This is a genomic window from Brevibacterium daeguense, from assembly GCF_021729135.1.
GTDB lineage: Bacteria > Actinomycetota > Actinomycetes > Actinomycetales > Brevibacteriaceae > Brevibacterium > Brevibacterium daeguense.
Window position 1 is genome coordinate 286,404 of the sequence record NZ_JAJTWW010000004.1, and the last position, 23,181, is coordinate 309,584.

The 23,181-nt window shown below is 67.1% G+C and carries 25 protein-coding genes; 9 read left to right on the forward strand and 16 right to left on the reverse strand.

The annotated features are described in order from the left end of the window. Positions 1 to 41: 41 nt before the first annotated feature. The 3 genes from LXN01_RS06150 to LXN01_RS06160 all read right to left on the reverse strand — a co-directional run bounded on the left by LXN01_RS06150 (position 42) and on the right by LXN01_RS06160 (position 1,716). Complete coding sequence (locus LXN01_RS06150; RefSeq protein ID WP_236863735.1) at positions 42 to 749, reverse strand: GNAT family N-acetyltransferase; 708 nt, start codon at positions 747 to 749, stop codon at positions 42 to 44. A gap of 36 nt (positions 750 to 785) precedes the next feature. Then, complete coding sequence (locus LXN01_RS06155; RefSeq protein WP_236863736.1) at positions 786 to 1,280, reverse strand: GNAT family N-acetyltransferase; 495 nt, start codon at positions 1,278 to 1,280, stop codon at positions 786 to 788. Positions 1,281 to 1,416: 136 nt separating this feature from the next. Continuing rightward, the gene (locus tag LXN01_RS06160; protein WP_236863737.1) at positions 1,417 to 1,716 is read right to left on the reverse strand and encodes an MGMT family protein; all 300 of its coding nucleotides are present in this window, start codon (positions 1,714 to 1,716) and stop codon (positions 1,417 to 1,419) included. A 536-nt stretch (positions 1,717 to 2,252) separates the two neighbouring features. On the opposite strand from LXN01_RS06160, the gene LXN01_RS06165 reads away from it, so the two are divergent. The 4 genes from LXN01_RS06165 (at position 2,253) to LXN01_RS06180 (ending at position 4,513) form a co-directional block, all read left to right on the forward strand. Then, a complete protein-coding gene (locus LXN01_RS06165) occupies positions 2,253 to 2,789 on the forward strand; it encodes a hypothetical protein (protein ID WP_236863738.1) in 537 nt (178 codons plus the stop codon). Between the two features lie 130 nt (positions 2,790 to 2,919). Beyond that, on the forward strand, positions 2,920 to 3,507 hold the full coding sequence (locus LXN01_RS06170; RefSeq protein ID WP_236863739.1) for a signal peptidase I: 588 nt from the start codon (positions 2,920 to 2,922) through the stop codon (positions 3,505 to 3,507). 5 nt (positions 3,508 to 3,512) lie between these two features. After that, complete coding sequence (locus tag LXN01_RS06175) at positions 3,513 to 4,046, forward strand: Ig-like domain-containing protein (protein ID WP_236863740.1); 534 nt, start codon at positions 3,513 to 3,515, stop codon at positions 4,044 to 4,046. A 119-nt stretch (positions 4,047 to 4,165) separates the two neighbouring features. Continuing rightward, the gene (locus tag LXN01_RS06180; protein WP_236863741.1) at positions 4,166 to 4,513 is read left to right on the forward strand and encodes a hypothetical protein; all 348 of its coding nucleotides are present in this window, start codon (positions 4,166 to 4,168) and stop codon (positions 4,511 to 4,513) included. A gap of 107 nt (positions 4,514 to 4,620) precedes the next feature. Here the strand turns inward: LXN01_RS06180 and LXN01_RS16535 are convergent, their stop codons facing one another. The 4 genes from LXN01_RS16535 to LXN01_RS06195 all read right to left on the reverse strand — a co-directional run bounded on the left by LXN01_RS16535 (position 4,621) and on the right by LXN01_RS06195 (position 8,519). Then, entirely contained in the window at positions 4,621 to 4,857 is a 237-nt protein-coding gene (locus LXN01_RS16535) for a TIGR02391 family protein (RefSeq protein WP_486303593.1), read from the reverse strand. A 32-nt stretch (positions 4,858 to 4,889) separates the two neighbouring features. Continuing rightward, positions 4,890 to 6,500: an AMP-binding protein gene (locus LXN01_RS06185; RefSeq protein ID WP_236863742.1), complete on the reverse strand. Its 1,611-nt coding sequence runs from the start codon at positions 6,498 to 6,500 to the stop codon at positions 4,890 to 4,892. Positions 6,501 to 6,555: 55 nt separating this feature from the next. Continuing rightward, complete coding sequence (locus LXN01_RS06190) at positions 6,556 to 7,449, reverse strand: alpha/beta hydrolase (RefSeq protein ID WP_236863743.1); 894 nt, start codon at positions 7,447 to 7,449, stop codon at positions 6,556 to 6,558. 107 nt (positions 7,450 to 7,556) lie between these two features. Beyond that, positions 7,557 to 8,519 (reverse strand): helix-turn-helix domain-containing protein, encoded by a 963-nt coding sequence (locus LXN01_RS06195; RefSeq protein WP_236863744.1) that lies wholly within the window; start codon positions 8,517 to 8,519, stop codon positions 7,557 to 7,559. A 373-nt stretch (positions 8,520 to 8,892) separates the two neighbouring features. Here LXN01_RS06195 and LXN01_RS06200 point away from each other — a divergent pair, with 373 nt between their 5' ends. Further along, positions 8,893 to 9,744, forward strand: a complete 852-nt coding sequence (locus tag LXN01_RS06200) for a Rieske (2Fe-2S) protein (protein ID WP_236863745.1) — start codon at positions 8,893 to 8,895, stop codon at positions 9,742 to 9,744. Between the two features lie 123 nt (positions 9,745 to 9,867). Here the strand turns inward: LXN01_RS06200 and LXN01_RS06205 are convergent, their stop codons facing one another. The 4 genes from LXN01_RS06205 to LXN01_RS06220 all read right to left on the reverse strand — a co-directional run bounded on the left by LXN01_RS06205 (position 9,868) and on the right by LXN01_RS06220 (position 13,434). Beyond that, positions 9,868 to 10,830, reverse strand: a complete 963-nt coding sequence (locus tag LXN01_RS06205) for an aldo/keto reductase (protein ID WP_236863746.1) — start codon at positions 10,828 to 10,830, stop codon at positions 9,868 to 9,870. Positions 10,831 to 10,910: 80 nt separating this feature from the next. Then, on the reverse strand, positions 10,911 to 11,423 hold the full coding sequence (locus tag LXN01_RS06210; RefSeq protein ID WP_236863747.1) for an aconitase X swivel domain-containing protein: 513 nt from the start codon (positions 11,421 to 11,423) through the stop codon (positions 10,911 to 10,913). Continuing rightward, the gene (locus tag LXN01_RS06215) at positions 11,420 to 12,772 is read right to left on the reverse strand and encodes an aconitase X (protein ID WP_236863748.1); all 1,353 of its coding nucleotides are present in this window, start codon (positions 12,770 to 12,772) and stop codon (positions 11,420 to 11,422) included. Before LXN01_RS06215 ends, LXN01_RS06210 begins: the two co-directional genes overlap by 4 nt. Next, positions 12,769 to 13,434 (reverse strand): GntR family transcriptional regulator, encoded by a 666-nt coding sequence (locus LXN01_RS06220; RefSeq protein ID WP_236863749.1) that lies wholly within the window; start codon positions 13,432 to 13,434, stop codon positions 12,769 to 12,771. Before LXN01_RS06220 ends, LXN01_RS06215 begins: the two co-directional genes overlap by 4 nt. A 205-nt stretch (positions 13,435 to 13,639) precedes the next feature. Between LXN01_RS06220 and LXN01_RS06225 the strand changes: the two genes are divergently transcribed. Then, positions 13,640 to 15,781 (forward strand): oxidoreductase, encoded by a 2,142-nt coding sequence (locus LXN01_RS06225; RefSeq protein ID WP_236863750.1) that lies wholly within the window; start codon positions 13,640 to 13,642, stop codon positions 15,779 to 15,781. A gap of 24 nt (positions 15,782 to 15,805) precedes the next feature. On the opposite strand, the gene LXN01_RS06230 is transcribed toward LXN01_RS06225, so the two are convergent. Further along, a complete protein-coding gene (locus LXN01_RS06230) occupies positions 15,806 to 16,087 on the reverse strand; it encodes a hypothetical protein (RefSeq protein ID WP_236863751.1) in 282 nt (93 codons plus the stop codon). Between the two features lie 176 nt (positions 16,088 to 16,263). Here LXN01_RS06230 and LXN01_RS06235 point away from each other — a divergent pair, with 176 nt between their 5' ends. Beyond that, positions 16,264 to 16,929, forward strand: coding sequence for a DUF4145 domain-containing protein (locus LXN01_RS06235; RefSeq protein ID WP_236863752.1), 666 nt, complete (start codon positions 16,264 to 16,266; stop codon positions 16,927 to 16,929). Between the two features lie 15 nt (positions 16,930 to 16,944). Here the strand turns inward: LXN01_RS06235 and LXN01_RS06240 are convergent, their stop codons facing one another. Both LXN01_RS06240 and LXN01_RS06245 read right to left on the reverse strand, forming a co-directional pair. After that, on the reverse strand, positions 16,945 to 17,661 hold the full coding sequence (locus LXN01_RS06240) for a DUF8453 domain-containing protein (protein ID WP_236863753.1): 717 nt from the start codon (positions 17,659 to 17,661) through the stop codon (positions 16,945 to 16,947). A 134-nt stretch (positions 17,662 to 17,795) separates the two neighbouring features. Continuing rightward, the gene (locus LXN01_RS06245) at positions 17,796 to 18,155 is read right to left on the reverse strand and encodes a 6TM ABC transporter family protein (RefSeq protein WP_236863754.1); all 360 of its coding nucleotides are present in this window, start codon (positions 18,153 to 18,155) and stop codon (positions 17,796 to 17,798) included. A 354-nt stretch (positions 18,156 to 18,509) separates the two neighbouring features. Here LXN01_RS06245 and LXN01_RS06250 point away from each other — a divergent pair, with 354 nt between their 5' ends. Next, entirely contained in the window at positions 18,510 to 18,713 is a 204-nt protein-coding gene (locus tag LXN01_RS06250; protein WP_236863755.1) for a cold-shock protein, read from the forward strand. Positions 18,714 to 18,863: 150 nt separating this feature from the next. On the opposite strand, the gene LXN01_RS06255 is transcribed toward LXN01_RS06250, so the two are convergent. Beyond that, positions 18,864 to 19,862 carry a DNA-3-methyladenine glycosylase family protein gene (locus LXN01_RS06255; protein ID WP_236863756.1) on the reverse strand — a complete coding sequence of 333 codons (999 nt, stop codon included), beginning with the start codon at positions 19,860 to 19,862 and terminating at the stop codon, positions 18,864 to 18,866. A gap of 90 nt (positions 19,863 to 19,952) precedes the next feature. Here LXN01_RS06255 and LXN01_RS06260 point away from each other — a divergent pair, with 90 nt between their 5' ends. Beyond that, positions 19,953 to 21,107 carry a homocysteine S-methyltransferase family protein gene (locus tag LXN01_RS06260; RefSeq protein WP_236863757.1) on the forward strand — a complete coding sequence of 385 codons (1,155 nt, stop codon included), beginning with the start codon at positions 19,953 to 19,955 and terminating at the stop codon, positions 21,105 to 21,107. A 167-nt stretch (positions 21,108 to 21,274) separates the two neighbouring features. Here LXN01_RS06260 and LXN01_RS06265 read toward each other — a convergent pair whose 3' ends face one another. After that, positions 21,275 to 23,161 (reverse strand): heavy metal translocating P-type ATPase, encoded by a 1,887-nt coding sequence (locus LXN01_RS06265; protein ID WP_236863758.1) that lies wholly within the window; start codon positions 23,159 to 23,161, stop codon positions 21,275 to 21,277. Between the last annotated feature and the right edge of the window lie 20 nt (positions 23,162 to 23,181).

Below are 23,181 nucleotides of genomic sequence, written 5' to 3' on the forward strand. Positions count from 1 at the left end.
CGCATCGACATCTCAGGCAACTCGCAGGCCTGTTGATCTCATCAGGCGAGCCGATGGAGCGCCCGCAGCGACTTCAGCTGCCGGCCGGCAGCGTCGAAGTTCGCCGGGTCGAGCCAGTCCTCGAACGCCGCACGGACTGCGGGCCAATCACGGTCGATGAGCGCATACCAGGCGGTGTCCCGGTTGCGGCCCTTGGTGACCACGGCCTGCCGGAAGGTGCCTTCGTAGGTGAAGCCGAGCCGTGCGGCGGCCCTGCGCGAGGGCGCGTTGAGGCTGTCGCACTTCCACTCGTACCGGCGATAGCCGAGCTCGAAGACGTACCGCATGAGGAGGAACTGCGCCTCGGTGGCGGCCGGCGTGCGCTGAAGTGCTCGCGACAGCGCCACCCAGCCGACCTCGATGACCCCATTGGCGGGGTCATGCCGCATCAGGGCGAGGGTGCCGAGCGCACGGCCACTCGCGTTGTCGACCACGGCATAGTGCCGGGGGTCGCGGCTCTGCGCCGCCGCGGCTGCCCAGCCGCGGTAGGACTCCGGCGTGGGGAAGGGGCCGACGGACATGTACGTCCAATCCCGGCCTTCGGGGGCGGCAGCGTAGGCGGCATGGAGATCGGCCGCGTGCCGCCCCGGATCGAGGCGTTCGAGCGTGCAGTATCTGCCCGCAAGCACCTCGGCGTCCGGAAGCGGGACCGGCACCCAGCCGGGAACCGGATCACCGATCGGCTGCTCGTACTCGTTCGTCCTCGTCATCGGCGCTCCTGGTCTGTCATCGGCGTTCCTGGTCCGTCAGCGACCATCGGCGCTTCCGGCCGGAGCGGCGCGACGGGCCGGTGCGGCGTCATAGGTGACCCAGTCCGTCCGCGTCGCGACCTTGTCGTAGAGCAGCTGCGCCTGCTGGTTGTCCTCCGCGGTGATCCACCGGACGATCGAGCGTCCTTCTGCCCCTGCGATCTCGGTGAGCCGCTGGATCAGCGCCCGTGCCGCCCCTCTGCCGCGGTCCTCGGCATCCGTGAAGAGGTCGTCGAGCCAGATGCCGACCGTGCCGGTGGAGGGACGCGAGAAGCGGCGGAAGTGGGCGATCGCCACGATGCCGGGCTCCGCCTCGGCGACCAGGCCCTGACACTCATGCGTCGGGTCCATCAGCCATCCCCACACCCGCGACACGACGTCCTCGGACTCTTCCAAGCGGTAGAAGTCGCGGTAGCCGCGGAAGAGTTCGCGCCATCGTCCCTCATCGGCGTACTCGAGCGGACGTACGGAGACGGTCGGGGCCTGCGACATGGTCGGACCGCGCCTTTCTGGGTTGCCGGAGGATCTTCTGGGCTGCGAAGGACAGGAGTGCGAGCGACGCGCCGGACGAAGTCGCCTGCATTCACGGTATCCGGGCGAGGGGTCGCGGCAACCCTGGCGAGCTGATTCAGTGGGGTGCGTCGCCGGATTCGGCTGCGGTCCGGAGCTTCACCATGTCGACGCGGCCGTCCCGGAACGGCACGCCTTCCGCTTCGAGCAGCGCCCGAGCCTGTCCTCCGCGGCACATCGCCGGCGTGCCGTCTGCGTAGACGACCCGCCACCACGGCACGTCGCCGTCGAGCAGGGATACCGCCCGGCCCGCCTGCCGAGGACCGAGGCCCACTGCCCGCCCGACTTCGCCGTAGGCCGCCACTCGACCTGCCGGAATCGTCGCCACCACGGACCGAACTCGTGCCACCACGTCCATGCTCATCCTCCTTCTGATCCCAGTATCCAAGGGGTCCTGCCGAGTGCCGGACCGAATCAGTGCAACATCGACCGAGGAGGCCGTAACCCCTGCTGAAGTCGTCCGTCTGCTTCGGGTGATCGACGATGCGCTCGTTGCAGCCCAACATTAGACGGGCTCCGACTTATCGAAACGCTGTTCTCACAGGTCTTGTTGGCTGAACTCCGCCGTTCGAGGTGCCCGGCGCTGTGAAATCCGGGGAGCGGCCGAGATCTTGAGCTGCTTTCCACACGACCTGAGCCCTCCAGATCTCCTGGAGGGTATCGGGAACCCGGGTCGGGGAATTTCAGGGCAGCTTCGACACCGTCTTTGCGCTCTTTGATGCCTTCACCCGCACCGAGCAGGGCCACCATGCTGACGAGCGGCACATTGACGAACCTGAGAAAAATCTCTTCAAAAACTTTTTGACAGTGATTTGACAACCTGTAACTGAAGAATTAATAATAGTTTTACTGCGGTACCGCAGTTATTATTTACATTGAATCTAAGGAATCTTCATGGCTTCTGACGCCTCATCCTCCTCCTCTCGTTCCCGCCGTCTTCTGGTGCCGCTGGCGGTAATGGGCGCTGCCGCTGCTATCGCCGTCGGGTCCGGCGCGAGCTTCACCTCGACGACCTCCTCGGCCCCGAATGTTGTCACCGCCGGCGCGTTCAGCCAGACAAACACCGCCGAGGGCTCGGCGATCTTCACCCTCGACGCGGCGATGCCCGGTGACACCACCACGGGCACCGCGACGGTGACGAACACCGGCGACTTCGCCGGTGAGTTCACCCTCGTCGAGAGCGACGACACGACGACCTTCCCGGCCGGCACGCTGGACCTCGTGGTCACCGACACCACCGATTCCGCCTCCCCGGTCGAGGTGTACAACGGCGATCTCGGCGGACTCGAAAGCCAGACGCTGGGCACCATCGCCCCCGAGGAGTCGCGCACCTACACCTTCGATGTGACCTTCGATGAAGCCGCCGGCAACGACGCCCAGGGCGCCCAGGCGTCCGCCGCCTACACCTGGAATGCCGTCCAGACGTCCTGATCGTCCCTGACGATCAGACGGCCGGGCCGACTGCGAGTACCTTCCCCCTCCCAGTCGGCCCGGCCTGCCCTTCCTCTCTTCCCCACCCATTTCTTCCCCGCACCCGAAATTCCCGGCACCGGAGGACATCGTGGCCCACACCACCGCATCGCGCCGCACGGACCCTGCTCGGTCGACGATGCGCGTCATCGGTCGCCGGTTGATCGATGTCGCAGCCGTTGCCATGCTGGCGATCGCGCTGGTGCTCATCGTGCCCGGCTTCTTCGGCATCCAGCGCTACGTCATCACCGGCGGATCGATGTCGGGATCCTTCGAAGTCGGCGCGGTCGCCTTCGCCCGTCCCGTCCCGGTCGAGGATCTCCAGGTCGGTGACATCATCACCTACCAACCACCCGCCGAAGCCGGCATCTCACAGTTGGTCACCCACCGCATCAGCCACATCGAAACCGACCCCGACCACGGCCAGATCTTCACCACCAAGGGCGACGCCAACGCCGCCGACGACCCCTGGCAGTTCCAGATCGACTCGCCCACCCAGCCGACCGTCGTCCACGCGATCGACTACCTCGGCTGGCCGATGATCTGGCTGGCCGACCGCACCTGGCGCACCATCCTCATCGGCGCACCCGCCGCCGCCATCTTCCTCATCGCCGCCAGAGAATTCCTCGCAGCCCTCCGCCGGCCCGCACCCGCTACTGCACACCCAGACCGAGCATGAGGGCCGTGCGAACCGCCGGCCTCCTGGCGATCGTCCTGACCGTCGCCGCCGCCCTCCACCTCGGCCAGTTCTCCGACGCCACCTTCACCTCGACCTCCAGCAGCGCCACCAGCACCGTCAATGCCGCAACCGACTGGACACCGCCCCAGCTGACCCTCGCTCACCCCGGCTCCCCAGTCACCGGCACCATGACGCTCAGCGCCACCGCCAACGACCTTGAAGACCCCGACGTCACCATCAGCATCGACCTCTCCGCATCCGGCGCGAACGCCTGGTCGCAGCTGTGCAGCCCATCCCCATCGCCGGTCACCTGCACCTGGGACACCACCGCCCATAAGGACGGCACCTATGACATCCGCGCCACCGCCACCGACACCTCCGACAACGCCACTGTCGAAACCATCACCATCGAAACGATCACGAGCGAACCCGCCACCACGGCGGCCGAACCTGCTACCAGCGAACCGACTCCCAGTGCGCCCGCCACCAGCGAGCCCGCAACAGACGAAACCTTCGCTGGCGAGAACTCCGCTTCCTGACGCCTCGCCCGAGTCCGGCACGCGATACCCCGCAGGAAAACTCTTGAACAAGAGTATTGTTAAGACGCATTGCAGGGATTATGTGAAGGTCTTTCAACCGAGGCAGAGAGGGTTCGACAATGACATACGAAGAGCTGAGAGCACAGGTTCAGGACAATCACGGCGTGCTGACCGTGGAGGCATGGGTGCTCCGTGATGCCCAGGGGGCAGGCCGACTGACCCGCGGAGTCAACGAAGCGATCTGTGAGACCTTGGCTGCCCACGGCATGGGCGCCATACCTCACACCCCTGACCTCATGCCCACCAACCAAGACGACCTGGTCCGCGTGTACACCAAGGAATCCGCGGTCGGGAAAGTGCTCGAGATCGCCAACATCCCCGGAGAGGACAACGACCGACTCATCATCGAGAGCGTCGACGACCACGCTTCCGACATCGTCCAGAAGATCCGCATGCTCGTCGCCTGAACGTGCGCATCTCGCTCAAAGGGGTGACGAGCTGGAACTCGCGTCCCTCTGCGATACGGTCACGTGGACGAGCTGGCTGCGCAACAGGCTGGCGAACTCCGGGTACTTTAACGCCTGCTGAGAGTCTTGTGCCCCGAAGCGGTCGTGCGCCCGTGGATTCCGGACCCCCAACATCGACCCCGGAAGATGTCCGCGAAACCTTCTTGTTCGTCCTTACCGCTTTGACCCGGCGCTTTGGCGACAGAGACCTGCGGAGCCGAACCGCCGAAAGCCTCGCAGATGAGCTTGACGTGTGATTGAGCCCAACCCGTCATCGTCCGCACTCGAACCTTGACGTGATCCACCCCTCTCCCGATACGAAATTGCAGGGGCGGGTCTACTGCCGGAGTTTCCGGCGCTGAATCTTCCCGGTCGGAGTCATGGGCAGTTCGTCCACGAATTCCAGGATGCGGGGGTACTGATAGAAGGCGAGCGTGGCCTTCACGTGCGCCTGCAGCTCTTGGCGGAGCTCTTCCGTGGGAGTAATGCCTTCGCGCAGGACGACGTAGGCCGCGACGACCTCGCCGCGGGTCTCGTCCGGCTGGCCGACGACCGCAGCCAGGGCGACGTGAGGACTCTGCATGAGAGTCTCCTCGATCTCGCTCGGACCGATCCTGTACCCGGCGGAGGAGATGACGTCATCCGTGCGTCCGCTGAAGTAGACGTTGCCGTCCGCGTCCATCGACCCCAGGTCGCCGGTGCGCAGGTAGTCCCTGTGGTACTTTTCCCGGGTCTTCTCCGGCTGGTTCCAGTAGCCGAGGAACTCCCCCGGGTTCGGTGTGTGCACGCAGATCTCGCCGGTCTCCCCGACTGGAGTCGCGGTCCCGTCGGGATTCAGGATGCGCACGGAGAAGCCCGGCACGGCCCGTCCCATCGACCCTTCGGCGGGCTGCCAGCGGGAGCGGTCCTGGCCGATAAAGATGTTCATCTCGGTCTGGCCGTAGAACTCGTTGATGTGGCAGCCCAGGTGCGTCCTCGACCAGACCTGGAGTTCCGCGCCCAATGATTCTCCGCCGGAGGCGAGGCTCCTGATCTGCCCGCGGCCGATGGACACGCCGGCCGCCCGGAGGTGCTTCAGGGCAGTCGGCGGCATAAAGCTGTTGCGTACCTTGAGTGTGCCGAACATGTGCCGGGCGAGCTCGGGAGTGAACTTCTCCTGGCAGGCCACCACGGGAACGCCGCACGCGAGGCTGGGGAAGAGCACATCGAGCAGGCCGCCGATCCAGGCCCATTCCGCCGGGGTCCACATCCGGTCGCCCGGTTGCGGGAAGTCCTCGTGGGTGGAGCGGACGCCGGGCATGTGCCCGACGAGCACGCGGTGAGCATGCAGGGCACCCTTGGGATTACCGGTGGTGCCGGAGGTGTAGATCAACAGAGCCGGGTCATCCGGGTGCGTGTCCTGCGGCGCAAAGACACCCACCTCGCCGCCCGCCAACGCGTCGGACATCGGGAGGATGGCTTTCGTCGACTCCTGGCCGAGATCACCAGGGTCATCGCTGCACACGACATGGGTGAGGTCGGGGGCGTCGCTCCAGCCCGAGGAGACCCGGGTCAGGTCGCCGCGGCGGCCAAAAAGCACCCGGGAGGATGAGTCCTCGAGGCGAAAGCGCACGGCATCGGGACCGAACTTCGTGGTCAGCGGCACCACTACGAGCCCGGCGTAGTACGCGGCGCAGTGCGCGACGACGAGCTCCCAGCACTGGGGCAGGAAAACTGAGATTCGATCGCCCTTAGCCAGCCCCTGGCCTTGCAACCATGCTGCCAACGACCGGGAGCGGTCCCGCAGTTCCCCGAAGCTCACCACCAGGTCCCGTGTACCGGTCTCGATGATGGCCGGGGCGTCGGCATCCTGGGAGTCCAGGCTGTCGACAGCGATGTTGAAGCGCACCGGGACGTGCCAGGCGAAATCCTCTGCATCCAGGTCCTGCCACCAAGCTGGTCTCTTCATCCGCAATACCCGCTTCTAGTTTTCGTTCTCGTGTCCCGAGACCGCAAGACGCCGTTCAAAGTTGGTTCTGGAACCAGGCCAGTGCTTCTCCGCTGGACAGTTCGAAGGCGTCCACATAAGCATCGAAGTGTCCACCGGGCAGAATGATCATCTTCTTTGGTTCAAATGCCTTTTCGTAGGCGGCAATCGCGAATCTGGTGGGGGCAAGAACGTCGTTTTCGGCTGGCATCAGGAGCAGCGGCGTGGGACTGACTTTGTCGATGAATGACTCGGGGATGTACTCGGAGAGGTATTCCAGGCTTCGTTGGGTGACCTCGTTGCGCCAATTGGGTGCTCGCGTCTCCCCAGTTTTCGTGAACCATTCGTAAGAGTCTGGCGTGGGAAGCGCTGACGAGGCCAGAGGATCTTCGTCCACGACAGGGACCATGACCGGTTCTTCGCCTCGGAAGCGGTTGAGGCGGTCCTCATCGAACGAAGCCCGAAGCCCATCGATGAAATCGGGCCTAACCAAAGCGCGAAGGTTTTCGTACCCATTGATGAGGGGAACTTGGCTGACGACGGCCTTGACGCGACTGTCGATGGCACCGAGCACAATAGCGTGACCGCCGGAGAAACTGGAGCCCCATACCCCGATTCTGCTGGGATCAGTTTCCTCCATGGTGCATGCGTAGGTGATCGCGTCCCGGTACCCGCGCACCTGGAGCCAAGGATCGATCTCCTGGCGCGGCAATCCGTCACTGTCGCCGAAGGACTTGTTGTCGTGGACCAGCACGTTGAGCCCGTTGGCCGCGAAATGCTCCGCATAGCGGTCCAGATACATTTCCTTCACGGCAGAAAACCCGTGGGCCATCACCACGGTGGGCAATTTTCCATTGGCATTGTCTGCAGGATAGAACCACCCGCGCAGGGTGGTGCCCTCGGACGTGAACTCGATATCTCGACGAGACATAACTGGCCTCCTAGCCATGGATGGGTGATGAGCGATGAAATGCACTCGTTTGGTGGTGGTGATGCCGCTGATTGCGTAGCCGTCGATGGAGCTGCGTTGACTGACGGTTACGATGCTTCGGCGCGTACCGCGGAGGGCGTGCGCCCGAACTTTTCTTTGAACAATCGGCTGAAGTGGGAAGAGTCGGCAAAGCTCCAGCGCTGGGAGATCAGCCCCACCGACTCTGTGCTGAGAGCCACATCGGCATATGCGCAATCGAGTCGGCGTTGGCGCACGTGGTGGGTGAAAGTCTCTCCGACTGCCGCGAAGAGACGATTGATGGTGCGCACTGAGACGTGATGGATCCGCGCTACCTTCTCAGGACTCAGATCCGGATCCCGCAGGTGCTGGTCGATGTATCGGACCACAACGGCGAACAGCGCTGACCCGGTCTCCTCGGTTGCATCGCGCACGGCCAGGTCTGGTCGAGCCGCGCCTAGGAACAATTCCAATGCTGCCCGTCCCGCGTTTTCCCGAGCACCAGCCTCCAGACGCGTGCCAGTCCTGCTCAGGATGTCCACGTAGTCGATGAACAATTGCACACCGGGGGCGCGTCGTTCCATGGTGTACCCAGTTCGCGCCGCGTAGGGCTGCTTCGTGCCCTCCAAGATCCGCCGGGGAATGAACAAACTGCGCTTGACATACCAGTCGTGGACTTCGAACGTCGCGGGAGAACTGGTATCCCAGACAACGACGTCACCGGGAGTCAAGGTGAAGACGTTCCCTCCCTGGGATACAGATTCCCGGCCAAAGCGATTGACCAGTACCACCACGTAGTCCTCATCCGACGAAGCAATTTCGCGAGCGTCTCGTCTGCCGGCGCTCGGCCCGCATTCAAAGTCCACCAGCGTAAGATCACCGAATTCAGTCCGGGTGGCCCGACCAGATTTCGCCCAGCCGTCCCGCGTGGTGATCCTCGTGCGGAAGGTCAAGTGGGTTTCGTTGAGCATGCTGCTGAACCCATCGGCCAACTCGTGGTCAAGGTCGACTGTCCACGTTCTCGTCGGCTCATCCATTTCAATCTCGTGCAATGGTTCGCCCCTTCCTGCACGCTGCGCCTCGGTCGGCCAGAGCTGGACTCTCCCCAAAGCGCGAGGCGGCGTCCTCCGGTACAGAGCAATGCGCGTCTGGCAACCGCTTGCCTTCAGTCTGCTAAGAGTATGCCGTAAATCACATAACGCCTGCGACGCCTCGATGAACACACGCGACACCGATGGATCCCTCCCCTCATGACCTGCCGTCGTGGGAGACATGGGGGACTATGCCCAGAGCGGTATCGGAGGTGCCAGAATGACCGTCCAGCTCGATGGGGTCCGAAGATCAGCGACCGCCGGTTCAGCTTCTGGGTATGCTGATGGTGACAGGTGCGAACGGCCTGCCTTCAACGACGAAGGAGACGACATCATGTCGACGATCACGCGTGCCATCGAATCCATCGAGGCCAGTAAGCGGCTGGATCCGATCGCCGGACGGATATCCGGGTGGGTTCAGAAGGCAACAGCATCATCAGTGGTCAAGAGCGGTCTGTCCGGGACTTGGATCGGCCACCCGCTTCACCCACCCCTGACCGACCTGCCGATCGGTGCGTGGACCATGGCCAGCCTGCTCGATATCACCGGCAGGGGATCGATGGAGGCCGCCGCCCAGCGCCTCGTCGGCGTCGGTGTGCTCGCCGCTGTGCCGACGGCCGCCTCGGGCGCTGCTGACTGGTCCGACGCGTACGGCAAGGAACAGCGAGTCGGCCTGGTCCACGCCGTCGCCAACTTCGCGGGCACTGCATTGCAGGCGGCATCATGGGTAGCCCGGCGCAACGGTCGCCACCGGCTGGGTGCAGCACTGTCCCTGGCCGGGCTGTCCTCGACAGCGGCCGGCGGCTACCTGGGCGGCTACCTGTCGTTCGGTCTGGGGCTCGGGGTCGATCACACAGCCTTCGAGCATCCGACTGCCGAATGGACGGATGTCGCGGCGACCACGGAGGTGTCCGAGGGCCAGATCATCAGGGTGGATGCCCAGGGCACACCGGTGGCGCTGACCCGCCGTGACGGTCAGCTCCGCGCGCTGTCCGCCACCTGCGTCCACGCCGGCGGCCCCCTCGACGAAGGCCGCATCGACGGCGACTGCCTGGTCTGCCCATGGCACGGCAGCAAGTTCCGCCTCGCCGACGGCACGCCGGTGCGAGGGCCGGCGACGATGAAGCAGCCCACCTGGCAGACGAGAAGCACCGACGGCAGGATCCTCGTCAGACGAGAGGGCTGACCCGAGCGCCGGACAGCTGAACCCGGCGGCCCGGCGGCTTACCCGGCCACCCGGCAACTCACCGGCGGCCCAACGGCTGGCCCGGCGGCCCGGCGGCTCACCCGGCCACCCGGCCGCCGGGCGTCAGACGAAGGCTGCGGACGCCTCGGCGAGCTGTGCCACCTGCTCGTCGGTCAGCCGCAGTGAAGCGGCCGCGAAGAGCTGATCCAGCTGAGCGAGCGTGGTCGCGGCTGCGATCGGCGCGGTGATCGTGCCGTTCGCGACAGCCCAGGCGAGTGCCACCGACGCGGGATCGGTGCCGTGGGCTGCAGCGATGTCGTCGAGCACGTCCAGCACCTTCAGGCCGGCCGGGGTGAGGTAGCCCTTGACCGCGCCACCGCGGGCGCGGCCCTCGGTGTCGGCCTCGGAGCGGTACTTCCCGCTGAGGAAACCGCCGGCGAGCACCTGGTAGGGGAAGACGGACATGCCGTGCCGCTCAGCGGCACCGGCGAGCTCCTGCTCGTACTGGCGGGTGACAAGGGAGTACTGCGGCTGGAGCGCGACGGGCTTGGCGAAGCCGTTCTCCTCCGCCGCGCGGAACCACTCGTCGATGGCCTGCGGGGAGAAGTTGGACAGCGCGACGGCACGGATCTTGCCCTCGGTCACGAGCTGGTCGAAGGCAGCAGCGCTCTCCACGATCGGAGTCTCGTCGTCCTGGTTGTGGGCGTAGTACAGGTCGATGTGATCGGTCTGCAGGCGGCGCAGCGACTCCTCTGCACCCCGGACGATCGTCTCCGGCTTCAGCCCGAGCAGGTCCGGCTTGCCGGACACCTTGGTCGCGACGACGATGTCGTCGCGGTTGCGCCGCGACTTCAGCCACTGCCCGATCACCGTCTCCGATTCGCCGCCGGAGTTGCCCGGCACCCAGTAGGAGTACATGTCGGCAGTGTCGAGGAAGCTCCCGCCGCGCTCGACGAAGCCGTCGAGGACGGCGTGATATTCCTCCGGTGCGGCCGGGTCGTTGAACGTGTTGGTCCCCAGGACCAGCGGGTGGATGCCCAGCTCGGAGCCTCCGATGCGGACGGTGGCGGTCGATGGCGCAGTCATATGGTCCCTTCCCTGTCGTCGTGGACGGCAGCCGGCGGGCCCGTCTGCTCGCCCCACGCGCACGTGCACTCGGTGTTCCTTCAGCCTAGATGCGCCGGGTCCACCTGGGCGTACTCGCCGATCTCCACCGACGCGAACGCGAGCTCTGCCCGTGCCGCCGTGCGCACCGCCGGCCAGTCCTCGCGTGCCACCTCGGCCACCGGGATCGCGGCACCGCCGATCTCCGCTGCGGCCAGGCAGCCGGAGACGATGATCGCGTCGGGCTCGGTCACGATGATCGCCGCCGGCGCGCGACCGCGCATGATGAGCTCGGCGAGCACGCTGGAGCCCGACGACGAGCCCTTCGACGCAGGAAGCACGAGGACGGTGCCGCTGATCGAGGTTCCGCAGTGCGGGTGGTGGACGTCGCTGATCGTGCCGTGCTCGTCGACGCCGCCCCAGAACGACACCGGCTCGATGACGAGCACCGGACCCTCACCTGTGCCCGGGTGGAGCACCCGGGCACGCACTCCGGAGTCGGTTCGCGCGGGCCGGTCCCGTCCGCGGCCCGCTTCCCCTGCCGAGGCGCCGCCCCACTCCGCCTGCTCACTCACCCGGCCACCGCCTCGGCGACGCAGTCCCGCAGCGAGGCGAAGACGACGTCCACGCCGATATTGCCGGGAGCGTAGTGCGCCCACTTCGCCGAATTCGTCATCACGACGCGCACCGAGTCGGCCATGAACGGTGTCAGGTAGTTGCAGGTGTCGGTGAGGATCGTGACCTCGGCCTGCCGCAGCGTGCTGTGGTCGTCGGGGTGGTCGACCTCGAGGGCGTGCAAGGTGGACCGCGCGGTGTTGACCCAGATGGGAATCCGCGGCTTCCCGTCGGCTCGGCCAGGAGACTTCAGCTGCCCCGCCGGCCCCGGCTGCCGTGCTGCCCCCGGTTGCTGTGCTGCCCGCTGGTGTCGCCGCAGCTCGGCCGCCAGCTGCCGCAGCTCCGCCAGCGAGGCGTGTGGGGTGCCCAGACTGACCGCGTCGATCCGCCGCCGGCCCTCGACGGTCGACAGCTCCCGCTGGGCGCCCTCGAGGTCCACGTTCCGCAGCCGCACCGTTCGGACCGTCGCAGGGTCACAGACGTCCGCCAGGTTCGGCGCCTCGGGGGTCACCCCGACGATGTGGAACAGGCCCACTCCGCCGGAGGACGCAGCAGCCGCACCGAAGGCCTTGAGCTCGTCCTCCCCGACGTCCGCGGGCACGCCGGTGAGCACCGGAACCCCGTTGCCGGCCGCGCCTCCCACCAGGTAGCCCAGCAGCGGATACACGTGCTCGCCGCTGAAGTCGGCGCCGGTGAGGTCGGCGGCGTTTCCGAAGCCGGTACCACCGAAGTCGACGCCGCTGCAGTCCACGTGCAGATCCGCTCGCCGGTGCTCGTCGAGGTGCAGCCCCGCCAGCGGCACCAGACCGGTGATCGCGGCGCAGATGTCGAGGAAGTCCCCGTAGCGGTCCGTGCGCGCGCCGAGCACCGAGTTCGCGAACACGATCGCGTTCGACTCCGCCCAGGCCACATGCTCACCGAACCCGGGCCGCACGGGCAGCTGATACGGCGCGCACGTCCACGTCTCCTCGACGCCGAGGCGCCGGTACAGCTCCATGAGCTCCGCCCCGTGGGTGCGCAACTCCTCCGAGCGCGGCCGGATGCCGGGGTGGATCAGGTCGACCGAGCCGACGTTCGTGGTCGCCCGCACCCGGCACTGACCGCCCAGATCGACGAGCTTCCGCGCGAAGTCGATCCCCGACCGACCGAGGTACAGGCAGGAGTCGATGTGAGCGTGGGCGATCTGCACCAATCGCTCGGCCCGCTTCACCCGGGCGATGCCCACCACCATCCGCATCGCCATCGCGACGGCAGGACCGTGCTCGCCGTCCAGCATCGCCTGCTGCTCGCGTGTGAGGCGGAGCGTCACGGGCTCTCCTCCCCTCCCGAGGCGGCCGCCGGCTCCGGCCGCTTGAAGTAGTACAGGTTCGTCCGCACCAGCTCCGCCGCCGCTTCCGCGTCCCCGGCCGCGATCAGGTCGACGAGCTCGCGGGCCTCCTCGGCGCTGCGCTGATTCACCGCAGCGGACTTGTCGCCGACCTCGCTCAGGCGGCTCTGGTCGCGCAGCTGGAGGCTGATCTCCGCCGCGCGGTCGCCCAGGCCCTGCCGCAGGAGCACCTCGTAGAACGCGCGGTCGGCCAGGAGGAAGGCCGCCCGATCCTGCCGCCGGGCAGCCGCCAGCGAGGCGTCTGCCAGCTCCCGCATCTGGTCCAGCTGCTCCGGTGTGCCCGACTGCGCCAGCCGCTCTGCTGCCGGCACCGCGAGCAGCACCCGGATCATCACGATCTCCTCCAGGTCGGCCTCCGTCACCGGCACCAGCCGATAGCCGCGGTTGGGCACCGCCTCGACGGTCCCCTCGGCGACGAGGGACATCATCGCCTCGCGCACCGGACTCAGCGAGATGCCCAGCTGCTTGGCCAGCCCGGCCGCGGAGTAGACCGTGTGCTCGGCGAGCTCGCCGACGGTGATCGCCTGCCGGATCTCCGCCAACGCGTGCTCGCGCAGCGACGGTCCACGTTCAAAACGTCTCATCGAGGATCGCTCCCTCCAGACCCGGGCCTTGACAGACATGTGATCCAGTTCACACAATCAAGGGTAATCGATTACCGATCACAATGCCCGGATCAACAACACCCCAAATACCCGACGTCCCGGATGCTCTTCGCGGCCCGTTCGCCGTTCGCCTTGCACAGGAGCCAGGCGCCCGGCGAGCAGACCGGGAAGGCGGGAGGAAACCATGAAGGCCGATCCCCTGCTCCAGCCGTACCGGCTCGGGCCCCTGACGCTGCGCAACCGCATCATCTCCACCTCTCACGAGCCCGCCTACACCGAGGACGGGATGCCCAAGGACCGCTACCGCCTCTACCACCTGGAGAAGGCCCGCGGCGGGGTCGGGATGACAATGATCGGCGGCTCGGCGATCGTGTCCCCGGACTCCCCGGCGGCCTTCGGCAACATCGACCTGTCCACCGACGAGGTCGTTCCCTGGCTGGCCAAGCTCACCGACGACTGCCACACGCTGGGGACGGCGGTGACGATCCAGGTCACACACCTCGGCGCTCGCACCACGAGCTATGCCGGCGACTGGCTGCCCACCGTCTCGCCCAGCCGCTACCGGGAGCCCGCGCACCGGTCCTTCACGAAAGCCGCGGAGGACTTCGACATCGAGCGGATCGTCGCCGACTACGCCGCCGCGGCCCGGCGGGTGGCGGCCGCAGGCCTCGACGGGCTGGAGCTGCAGCACTACGGACACCTGCTCGACTCCTTCGTCACACCGTGGCTCAACCACCGCGACGACGAGTTCGGCGGCTCGCTGGAGAACCGGCTGCGCTTCCCGCTCATGGTCATCGACGCCGTGCGCGCCGCGGTCCCGGACGACTTCCTGGTCGGCATCCGCATGAGCGTCGACGAACACCGCCCCGACGGCATCACCGAGGCCGACGCCGTCGAGATCCTCAAGATCTACGCGGCACACGGCATCGACTTCCTGTCGCTGACCGCGGGGACGATCGAATCCGACCGGACGCTGGCGGCGACCATTCCCGGCATGGGCACCCCTTCCGCCCCGTTCCTCGACGCGTGCAAGCGGGTGCGGGCGCAGATCCCGATCCCGGTCCTGCACGCCACCCGGATTGCCGACGTCCCGACCGCGCGGCACGCGATCGCCGACGGCTGCGTCGACCTCATCGGCATGACGCGCGCGCAGCTGGCCGACCCGTACCTGGTCGACAAGATCGCGAGCGGGCAGGAGGACGACATCCGACCCTGCGTGGGGGCGAACCTGTGCCTGGACGGGATCTATGCCTCCGGCTCGGCGACGTGCATCCACAATCCGGCGACCGGGCGTGAGCAGACGCTGCCGCAGGTGCTTCCCGTCGCCGGGGCGGGAGCCGCCACCCGCCGAGTGGTGGTCGTCGGTGCCGGGCCGGCCGGGCTCGAAGCCGCCCGCGTGTGCGGCGTTTACGGCCACGACGTCACCGTGCTCGAGGCGGCGGCCACCTACGGCGGTCAGGTGCAGCTTGCGGCGCGGTCGCCGCGCCGGCGGGACCTGATCGGGATCGTGGACTGGCGCTATCAGCAGGCGCTCAAGCACGGCGTGAAGTTCCGGTTCAACTCGCTGGCCGACGAGGCGCTGGTCCGCGGCCTGAGCCCGGACGTGGTCATCGTCGCTACCGGCGGGATGCCGGACTCTGAGGTGGGCGCCGGCGGCCGATTCGTCCATGACGTGTGGGACGTCATGACCGATCAGGTTCCGCCGGGCCGCGTGCTCGTCTACGACGACCACGGCCTCTACCCCGCCCTCGACGCAGTCGAACGGCTCGCCGAGCGCGGTTCCGAGGTCGTCTACGTGACTCCGGAGCGGATGATCGGCATCGACGTGGGCGCGATGAACTCACCGGCCTACCTCGAGGCCTTCGGACGCCACGGCGTGCAGGTGCGGCTCACGGAGCGGGTCACGGAGGTCGCGCGGGGCGGCAGGAGCGGCCCTCTGCGGGTCACCGTGCGCAACGAGTATACGGACGCGGAGACCGAGCTCGAGGTCGACGCCGTGGTCGTCGACCACGGCACCGTCCCGAACGACGAGCTCTACTTCGCGCTCAAGGAAGCCTCCGCCAATCGCGGGTTCGTGGAGCTCGAGAAGCTCCTGCGACCCCTGGCATACGCACGCGGTTCCGCAGGCGTGGAGGACCCGGCGACCCAACGGGCTCCTGCCACGGCAGCAGCGGAGGCGGAAAGCTCCGCCGCGACCGCCGCGGTGCCCGCCGGCGCCTCGTCCGCGGAGTCCGAGTTCCAGCTGTTTCGGATCGGCGACGCCGTCAGCAGCCGCAACATCCACGCCGCCGTCCTCGACGCGCTCCGAATCGGGCTGCTGGTCTGAACTGCTGGGCAGCGCCGACCTCGCTCACCTGCTCGTGTCGCAATCACTCGGTGACAGGGCCGCGACGAAGTCCCGGTACGAGTCCGACTCCTCCATCAGCTCATCGTGGGTGCCGCGAGCGATGACCTGGCCTCGCTCCACCAGCACTTCGTCGGCGTCGACGCCGGTCGGCAGCCGGACCGGCTCGAGGACCAGTTCGCAGCTCGTCGTCGCCTGCTCTCCGTTCTCCCGCAGTAACGAGTCGCCGCTCTCCCCTGCGACCGGCCTGCCGTCTTCCGCCACCGGCGATCCGCCGCTCTCACCCACCAGAGACGGTTTCGGCCGACTCCGGCTCCTCCATTTCCCGGACACGGCCGACCGCCGCAAACCCGGACTGGAGCATGTCCATCCTGTGCGGCAGATGGAGGAAGTCTGCGCCCGGAAGGAGAAGGGCGAGGCCTGAATGCGCCGGGCGGCCGGGGCCACCGGTGGATAATCGGCCCATGGCTACTACTACCTGCCCCTATTGTGAAAATAAGGCCCACATGACGCCCCGGTGGGGACGCATCAGCAAGAATGACGACCGGATCCAGTTCGCGGCTAGCTGCGACTACTGCGCAGGCCTAGTCGTAGCCGAGACTGGGTTCTTCACCAACAGTTTGGGCGAGAACTCTACGCAGCTTGGGCACGTTCAAGCACTTATCGAAAAGCACCCGGGAATCAATTGGTCTTGGCGCCCGCGCCCGGAACTCCACGTCTCATTCGAGCACGCGCCGGAGCACATTGAACAAGCCGCGGTTGAAGCGCATTCCGGTCGCCACTACGGCAACTACATGTCAGCAATCCTGATGGCCCGAACCGTAATCGAAGCAACGGCAAAGCACCTGGAGAAGGACAAGGCGAAAGGCAATCTCTTCGAGAAAATCGACATGCTGCTCGAAAGCGGCCACATCACCAAGCGAACAGCGGAGTTCGCGCACGCGATCAGGCAGATCGGCAACGACATGGCCCACGGAGATATCTCCGAGCCCGTCGAGGCCATCGACGCTGAGCAATCCTTGCGCTTGATGGATGAGGTGCTAGCCGACGCGTTCGAGTATCCGGCGATCCACAGCGATCTCCTCGAGACCTACCGCGAACGGAAGCAGCAACGAGGGCAACGCTCGTGAGTTGGTGTCGAGACCTTACTTTGTCTCAACGTCAGGCTCTTGCTCGTCCTTCGGTGGCTGAAGGCGTCGCATCAGGTCGTCGGTCCGGCGACGCTGTTCTTCGGCGGCCTTGAGCTTCGCCTCGTGGCGTTCGGGAGTCAAGGCAATTTCGAGCGTCTCGGCGATGCCACTTAGTCGCCTGTCGAGTACTCCGCGCTGATTGTCGGTCGCATTCCGGACCTGCTTGATCCGCTGCTCCACGTCGTGGTCCGAATGGACCGTGCGCACCATCCCCTTCAAGTGCTTCACGGAGAGAGTGAACGGAACCTCATCCTCACCGAATCGCACATCGCGCTCGGGGCCAACGTAGCCGAGCGTCACCGTGAACGTATCGGGAATCGGAACCTCATCCTCATCAACGGTTCGGAAGGCGATTACAGCTCTCCATTCCTGGCCTGGCGCAAACACCGGTATCCGATGGCTGAGCGCGCTCCTCAGCATTGCTCCGAGGTCGTCGAGAGTCGGCTCGCCGTGGCTAACTAAGTCGTCGAAGCTCACGTCGAGATCGAGCGCTGGGGTAAGCCCGTAATTCTTGAGCACGAACTCGATCTTCCCCGACCTGACATCAGCCTCGATCGTGGGCACGACAACGGGCCGAGCGGAGTCTTTCGCTATCCGCTTTTGTGCGTTGAGGGACCGGATGGCCATAACTGCCGTCACAACTGCTGCCAGCGCCGCTATTGCTGTCCACATGCGAGATCCTTTCGCTCTACCAAGCAACCCACTTCAACCGAGTTTCGCATGACCCGTTACGGCGTGTACGTGTCTTCTCTGACGTTGGAACCATGCATTTCAGAGACCTCACCTCGACCACCTCGGCCGGTCGATCAGCCTCCACCAACCCGCGGCTGCCAGACCGGCGCCCTCCAATGGTTCGACCTCACGTTGACCAACGGGGCCAGCCTCATCCTCAACGGCCACCTGATGTTCGCCGACCTCCACGGCCCCATCACCGAGTCCAGTTCCGCCAGCGACTCCTCCGACAGCTCCTGCGCTCTGGCGATCAGCGGCCTGCACACGGCGAAGAGGAGAACGACGATGGCGGCTGAAGCTACTGCGACTCCCAACAGCCGGACTTCGAGGAGCGCCATCAGCGCGAAGGTCCCGATGAGCAGCACGGATCCGTTAACCAGGCCGACCACGCTGGACGACGCCGCCTCCCGCAGGAGCGCCGAATCACTCGTCACCCGTTTGATGCTCCGGCGACCGATGTAGCAGCGACACGGCCCGACCTGCTGACGCCTTTCGTCCTCGCGTCGGGGACGACGCCCCTGCTCTCGACGCCCCGCGCTCTCACCGACGATCGCGTCGGGGACGACCCCCTCGGCTCTTGCCGCGATCCTGCCGGCCACCCGTGCATTAGGCGAAGAGGAGATCGTCCCGTAGGCTAGTCGCAGAAGTAGTCGTAGCAGTAAGTCCGTCACATTGCGGACCGGACGGCCCCTGTGGGTCGAACGGGGCGTCGATAAGCGGTTTGCAACATGCCGCTTCGCCCCCGCTGGAACCCCGGCGGGTTTACCCCCGAAAGAAAAGAGGCCACCATGGCCACCGGTACTGTCAAATGGTTCAACTCCGAAAAGGGCTTCGGCTTCATCTCCCCGGACGACAACTCCGCTGACATCTTCGTTCACTTCTCCGCCATCGAAGGCTCCGGCTACAAGGAGCTGCAGGAGGGCCAGAAGGTTTCCTTCGAGACGACCCAGGGCCCCAAGGGCCTGCAGGCCTCCTCGGTCAACCCGGCCTGATCCAGCCCGGCGCTGAAAGCGGCCGCTCTCCCTTCGGGGAGGGCGGCCGCTTCGCTGTCGATGGCAGGGCCGTCCCACCGGACCCGTGCGCCGGTCGCCCTCCGACGCGTGACGGAAGAACGCGATCCCCTCGCCGGGCAGCCGACGAAGTCAGGCCCGGTGTCCCCGCTCTGATGCGCGGGAGTAGGCCGTGGCCGTCCAGAGCTGCATGAGCGCGTAGGCACGGTAGGGCCGCCACGGTTCGGCGAGCGCCTCGGCCTCCCGGGGAGTCACCTGCTCGCGGCCGGTCCGTTCGGCGATGGCCCGGCGCACCACGAGATCACCGGGCACGAACGCGTCCGCGTCCGAGGTGCTGCGCAGCATGAGGTAGTCCACGGTCCACGGGCCGATTCCCGGCACTGCGAGCATCCGCTCGCGCCACTCGCGGGAAGCACTGTGCATGGAAGACGTCCCCGCGGGGACGCCCCCGCAGTCCTCTGCCGGTCCCGGCCTCCATGCTGCCGGTCCCGGCGCCCATGTGGGAATACGCCGCCCCTCTTCCGGCGCGGAGGGCTCCCAACTGGGGACGCGCGCGAACTCCGCGGCCAGTCCCACGATCGCCCTCCCCCGCATCCGAGGCATCCCGATCGTTCTGGAGACTTCCTCCGGATCCAGCGCGGCCACCTCGGCGGGAGTCGGGAAGCGGACACCGTCGGGGCTGTACTCCGCATGGAAGCGCGCGTCCAGGACGCGTGCGCGCGCCAGCGAGATCTGCTGGCCCAGCACGGCGAAGACCGCGGTCTGGAACGAGTCGAAGGTGCCGGGAACGCGGATGCCGGGCTGGGCCGCGACGAGTGATCCGATGACCGGATCGTCGGCGAGTGCCGCTGTGATGGCGGCCGGGTCGGCGTCGAGGTCGAGGAACTGCCGGACCTGGGCGAGCACCGGCTCGTGATGGTCCGGATCGCCGCCGAGGCGCACGACCGTCACGCTGTCGTCCTCGCCGGGCAGGTCGATCTCGAGGGGAATCGGACCGCCGGGGGCCACGAGGACCCGCGAGTACGTGCGACCGTCGAGCGCATCGACGCCCTCGACCGCGTGAGCGGCCAGGAATCCTGCGAATCCGCCGGTGTCGAACGGTGGATGGAAGACAAGCCGGTGTTCGATCATGATTCCCACCCTGTCACGGGTTCCGAGCGGGGCCGCCGACTGTCACAATTCAGGGACCGAATCCGGACCACAGCTCCCAGGGAGGCCGACATGGCCGGCTCAGACGCTCCCAGCCCACACACTCCCGGCATTCCCGGTGCCGGCGCACCCGTTCCCGGCACTTCCGATGCCGGCACTTCCGATGCCGGCGCACCCGCTACCGCCGCGGCCACGCTGACCGAACGGCTGGACGCGGGCCCGGTGATCTGCGCCGAGGGATTCCTCTTCGAGCTCGAGCGCCGGGGCTACCTGTCGGCCGGCGAGTTCGTCCCCGAAGTCGCGCTCGAGCACCCCGAGGCCCTGCGCGCCCTCCACCTCGACTTCCAGCGCGCGGGGTCCGACATCGTCGAGGCGTTCACCTACAACGGCCATCGCGAGAAGATGCGGGTCATCGGCAAGGAGGAGCTGCTCGAACCCCTCAACCGGGCCGCTCTCCGGATCGCGCGCGAGGTCGCAGACTCCAATCCCGGTGATCTCGTGGCCGGGAACATCTCCAACACCAACATTTGGGATCCCGCCGATCCGCGCAGCCAGGCAGACGTCCGCGCGATGTTCGACGAGATGGTCGGCTGGGCCGTGGAGGAGGGGGCGGACCTCATCATCGGGGAGACCTTCTACTACGCCGGAGAGGCTCTCGCCGCGCTCGAATCCGCGCAGGCGAGCGGGCTGCCCGTCGTCGTGACCGTGGCCCCGATGGCGTTCCAGGAGATGGCCGACGGGGTCGGCGTCGTGGAGACCGCCCAGCGGCTCGAGCAGGCCGGCGCGGACGTCGTCGGCATGAACTGCTTCCGCGGCCCGGCGACGATGATGCCGTTCATCAGGCAGATCCGCGAGGCCGTCGCCTGCTATGTGGCCGCACTGCCCGTCCCCTACCGGACGACGGATGAGGAACCCACCTTCTTCAACCTCAGCGATCCTCACGCCCCTGTCCCCTCGCCGCACGGCCGCGCCTTCCCGACGGCGCTCGACCCGCTGGCCGCGAACCGCTACGAGATCAGGCGATTCGCGGAGGACGCGTACGCTGCCGGGGTCCACTACCTGGGTGTGTGCTGCGGCGCCTCGCCGATGCTCATCCGTGAGGTCGCCGAGGCGGTCGGCCGGGTGACACCGGCCAGCCGCTACTCCGAGCGGATGGAGAACCACTTCATGTACGGCACCAACGCCCGCCTGGCCCAGCACATCGTGGACCTGGGCGACCGCGCCTGAACCGGTTCCCGGGCTCCGAGGCGCCTCGGTCGCCGGGCGGGGCCGCGGCCAAGGCCAGTGCCCCGGGCACGGGACAGCCCCGCCGGGCTGTCTCTGGACCCCCGGCGGGGCTGTTCTGGGTGCCGGCGAGAGCCGATCTCCGGATCCCGCGAGTCCCCTGGAGACGATCAGGCGGCGGCCTTCTCCTCCTTCGCGTTGTCGATGATCGCCTGTCGCTTGGCGTCCCGGACCTTCTCCTCCTTCAGGGTGGGCCGCAGCAGGAGCATCGCGATGCCGATGACCAGCAGCACCGAGGCCTCGTGGACGAGCATGCCCAGCGACATCGTCACGCCTCCGAAGAGGACGCCGGCCAGCAGGATGGCGACCGTGAACAGTGCGATGCCGATGTTGACCCGCATGGTGCGCACCGTGCGCTGCGCCAGGCCGAGGGCGTGGGGCAGGCGCGGCAGCCGGTCGGCCATGAGCGCGATGTCGGCGGTCTCGATCGCGGCCGGGGAGCCGGCGGCTCCCATCGCCACGCCGATGTCGGCCTGCGCCAGCGCCGGGGTGTCGTTGACTCCGTCGCCGACCATCGCCACGGTGTGGCCCTGCGCCTGCAGCTCCTTGACGATCGTGAGCTTGTCCTCGGGCATGAGCTCTGCGCGGACCTCGTCGACACCGAGTTCAGCTGCGACGTTGCGGGCAACCCGTTCGGCATCGCCGGTGGCCATGATGACCTTGACGCCCCGGTCGTGCAGCGCCTTGATCGCTTCGGGGGCATCGGCGCGAATGGTGTCGGCCACGGCGACGATTCCAATCGCCCGGCCGTCGACGCCGACGAACATCGCGGTCCTGCCCTGCTCGTTGAGCTCCAGGATCCGGGTGGGATCCGGGGCGGCACCGGAGCCGTTGGTGATGAGGTCGGCGGACCCGACGGCCACAACCCGGCCGTCCACCTCGGCGCGGATGCCCTTGCCGGCGACGGGCTCGGCGTGCTCGACCGGGACGACCCGCAGGCCGCGGTCCTCGGCGCCGCGGATGATCGCCTCGGCCAGGGGGTGCTCGGAAGCGGTTTCCGCACGTGCGGCCAGCGTGAGGATCTCCTCAGGCGTGTAGGAGTCGTCGATGACGTCGACGTCCGTCAGCTCGGGGCGGCCGTTGGTCAGCGTGCCGGTCTTGTCGACGACCACAGCGTCGACCTTGGCGGAGGTCTCCAGGTATTCGCCGCCCTGGATGAGGACGCCGTCCTTGGCCGAGCGGCCGATGCCGGCCACGATCGACACCGGGATGGAGATGACCAGGGCGCCGGGGCAGCCGATGACCAGCAGCGTCAGGGCGAGTTCGACGTCCCAGGCGATCAGGCCGACCGCGAGGGCGGCGAGCATGACGCCGGGGGTGTAGTACTTGGAGAACTTCTCCATGAATGTCTGGGTCTTGGCCTTGTCGTCCTGGGCGTCCTCGACCCGGTGGATGATCTTGGCCAGCGTGGAATCGGAGCCGATTCCCACCGCCTCGATGCGCAGCACACCCGACCGCAGCCAGGTGCCGGCGAACACCTCGGAGCCCTCCGACTTCTCGGCCGGCACGGATTCGCCGGTGATGGTGGCCTCGTCGACGCCGCCGTTGCCGGTGATCACCCGACCGTCGACGGGCACCTGCTCACCGTTCTTCACGAGCACGACGTCGCCGGGGACGAGTTCCCAGATCTCGACGGTCTCCGGCTCGCCGTCGCGCAGCACGGTGGCGGTCTCCGGGGCGGCCTCGACCAGGTCCGACAGCGCCTTGCGGGTCCGGTTGAGGGTGGCCTTCTCCAGCGCCTTGCCGAGGGCGAAGAGGAAGGTGACGGCGGCGGACTCCCAGTAGTTCTGGATGAACAGGGCGCCGGTGGCGGCCACCACGACCAGCAGGTCGATGGAGATCATCTTGATGCGCAGCGCCTGCCACGCGGAGACGGCGATCGGCCAGCCGGCGACGACGGCTGCCGCGATCATGAGGATGTCCCAGCCGGTGATGAGGGCGAGCACGATCAGCACGCCCGAGGCGGCGACCACACCCCACGTCTTCCAGGTTTTCATGGTGGTTCCTTCCGTTGAAA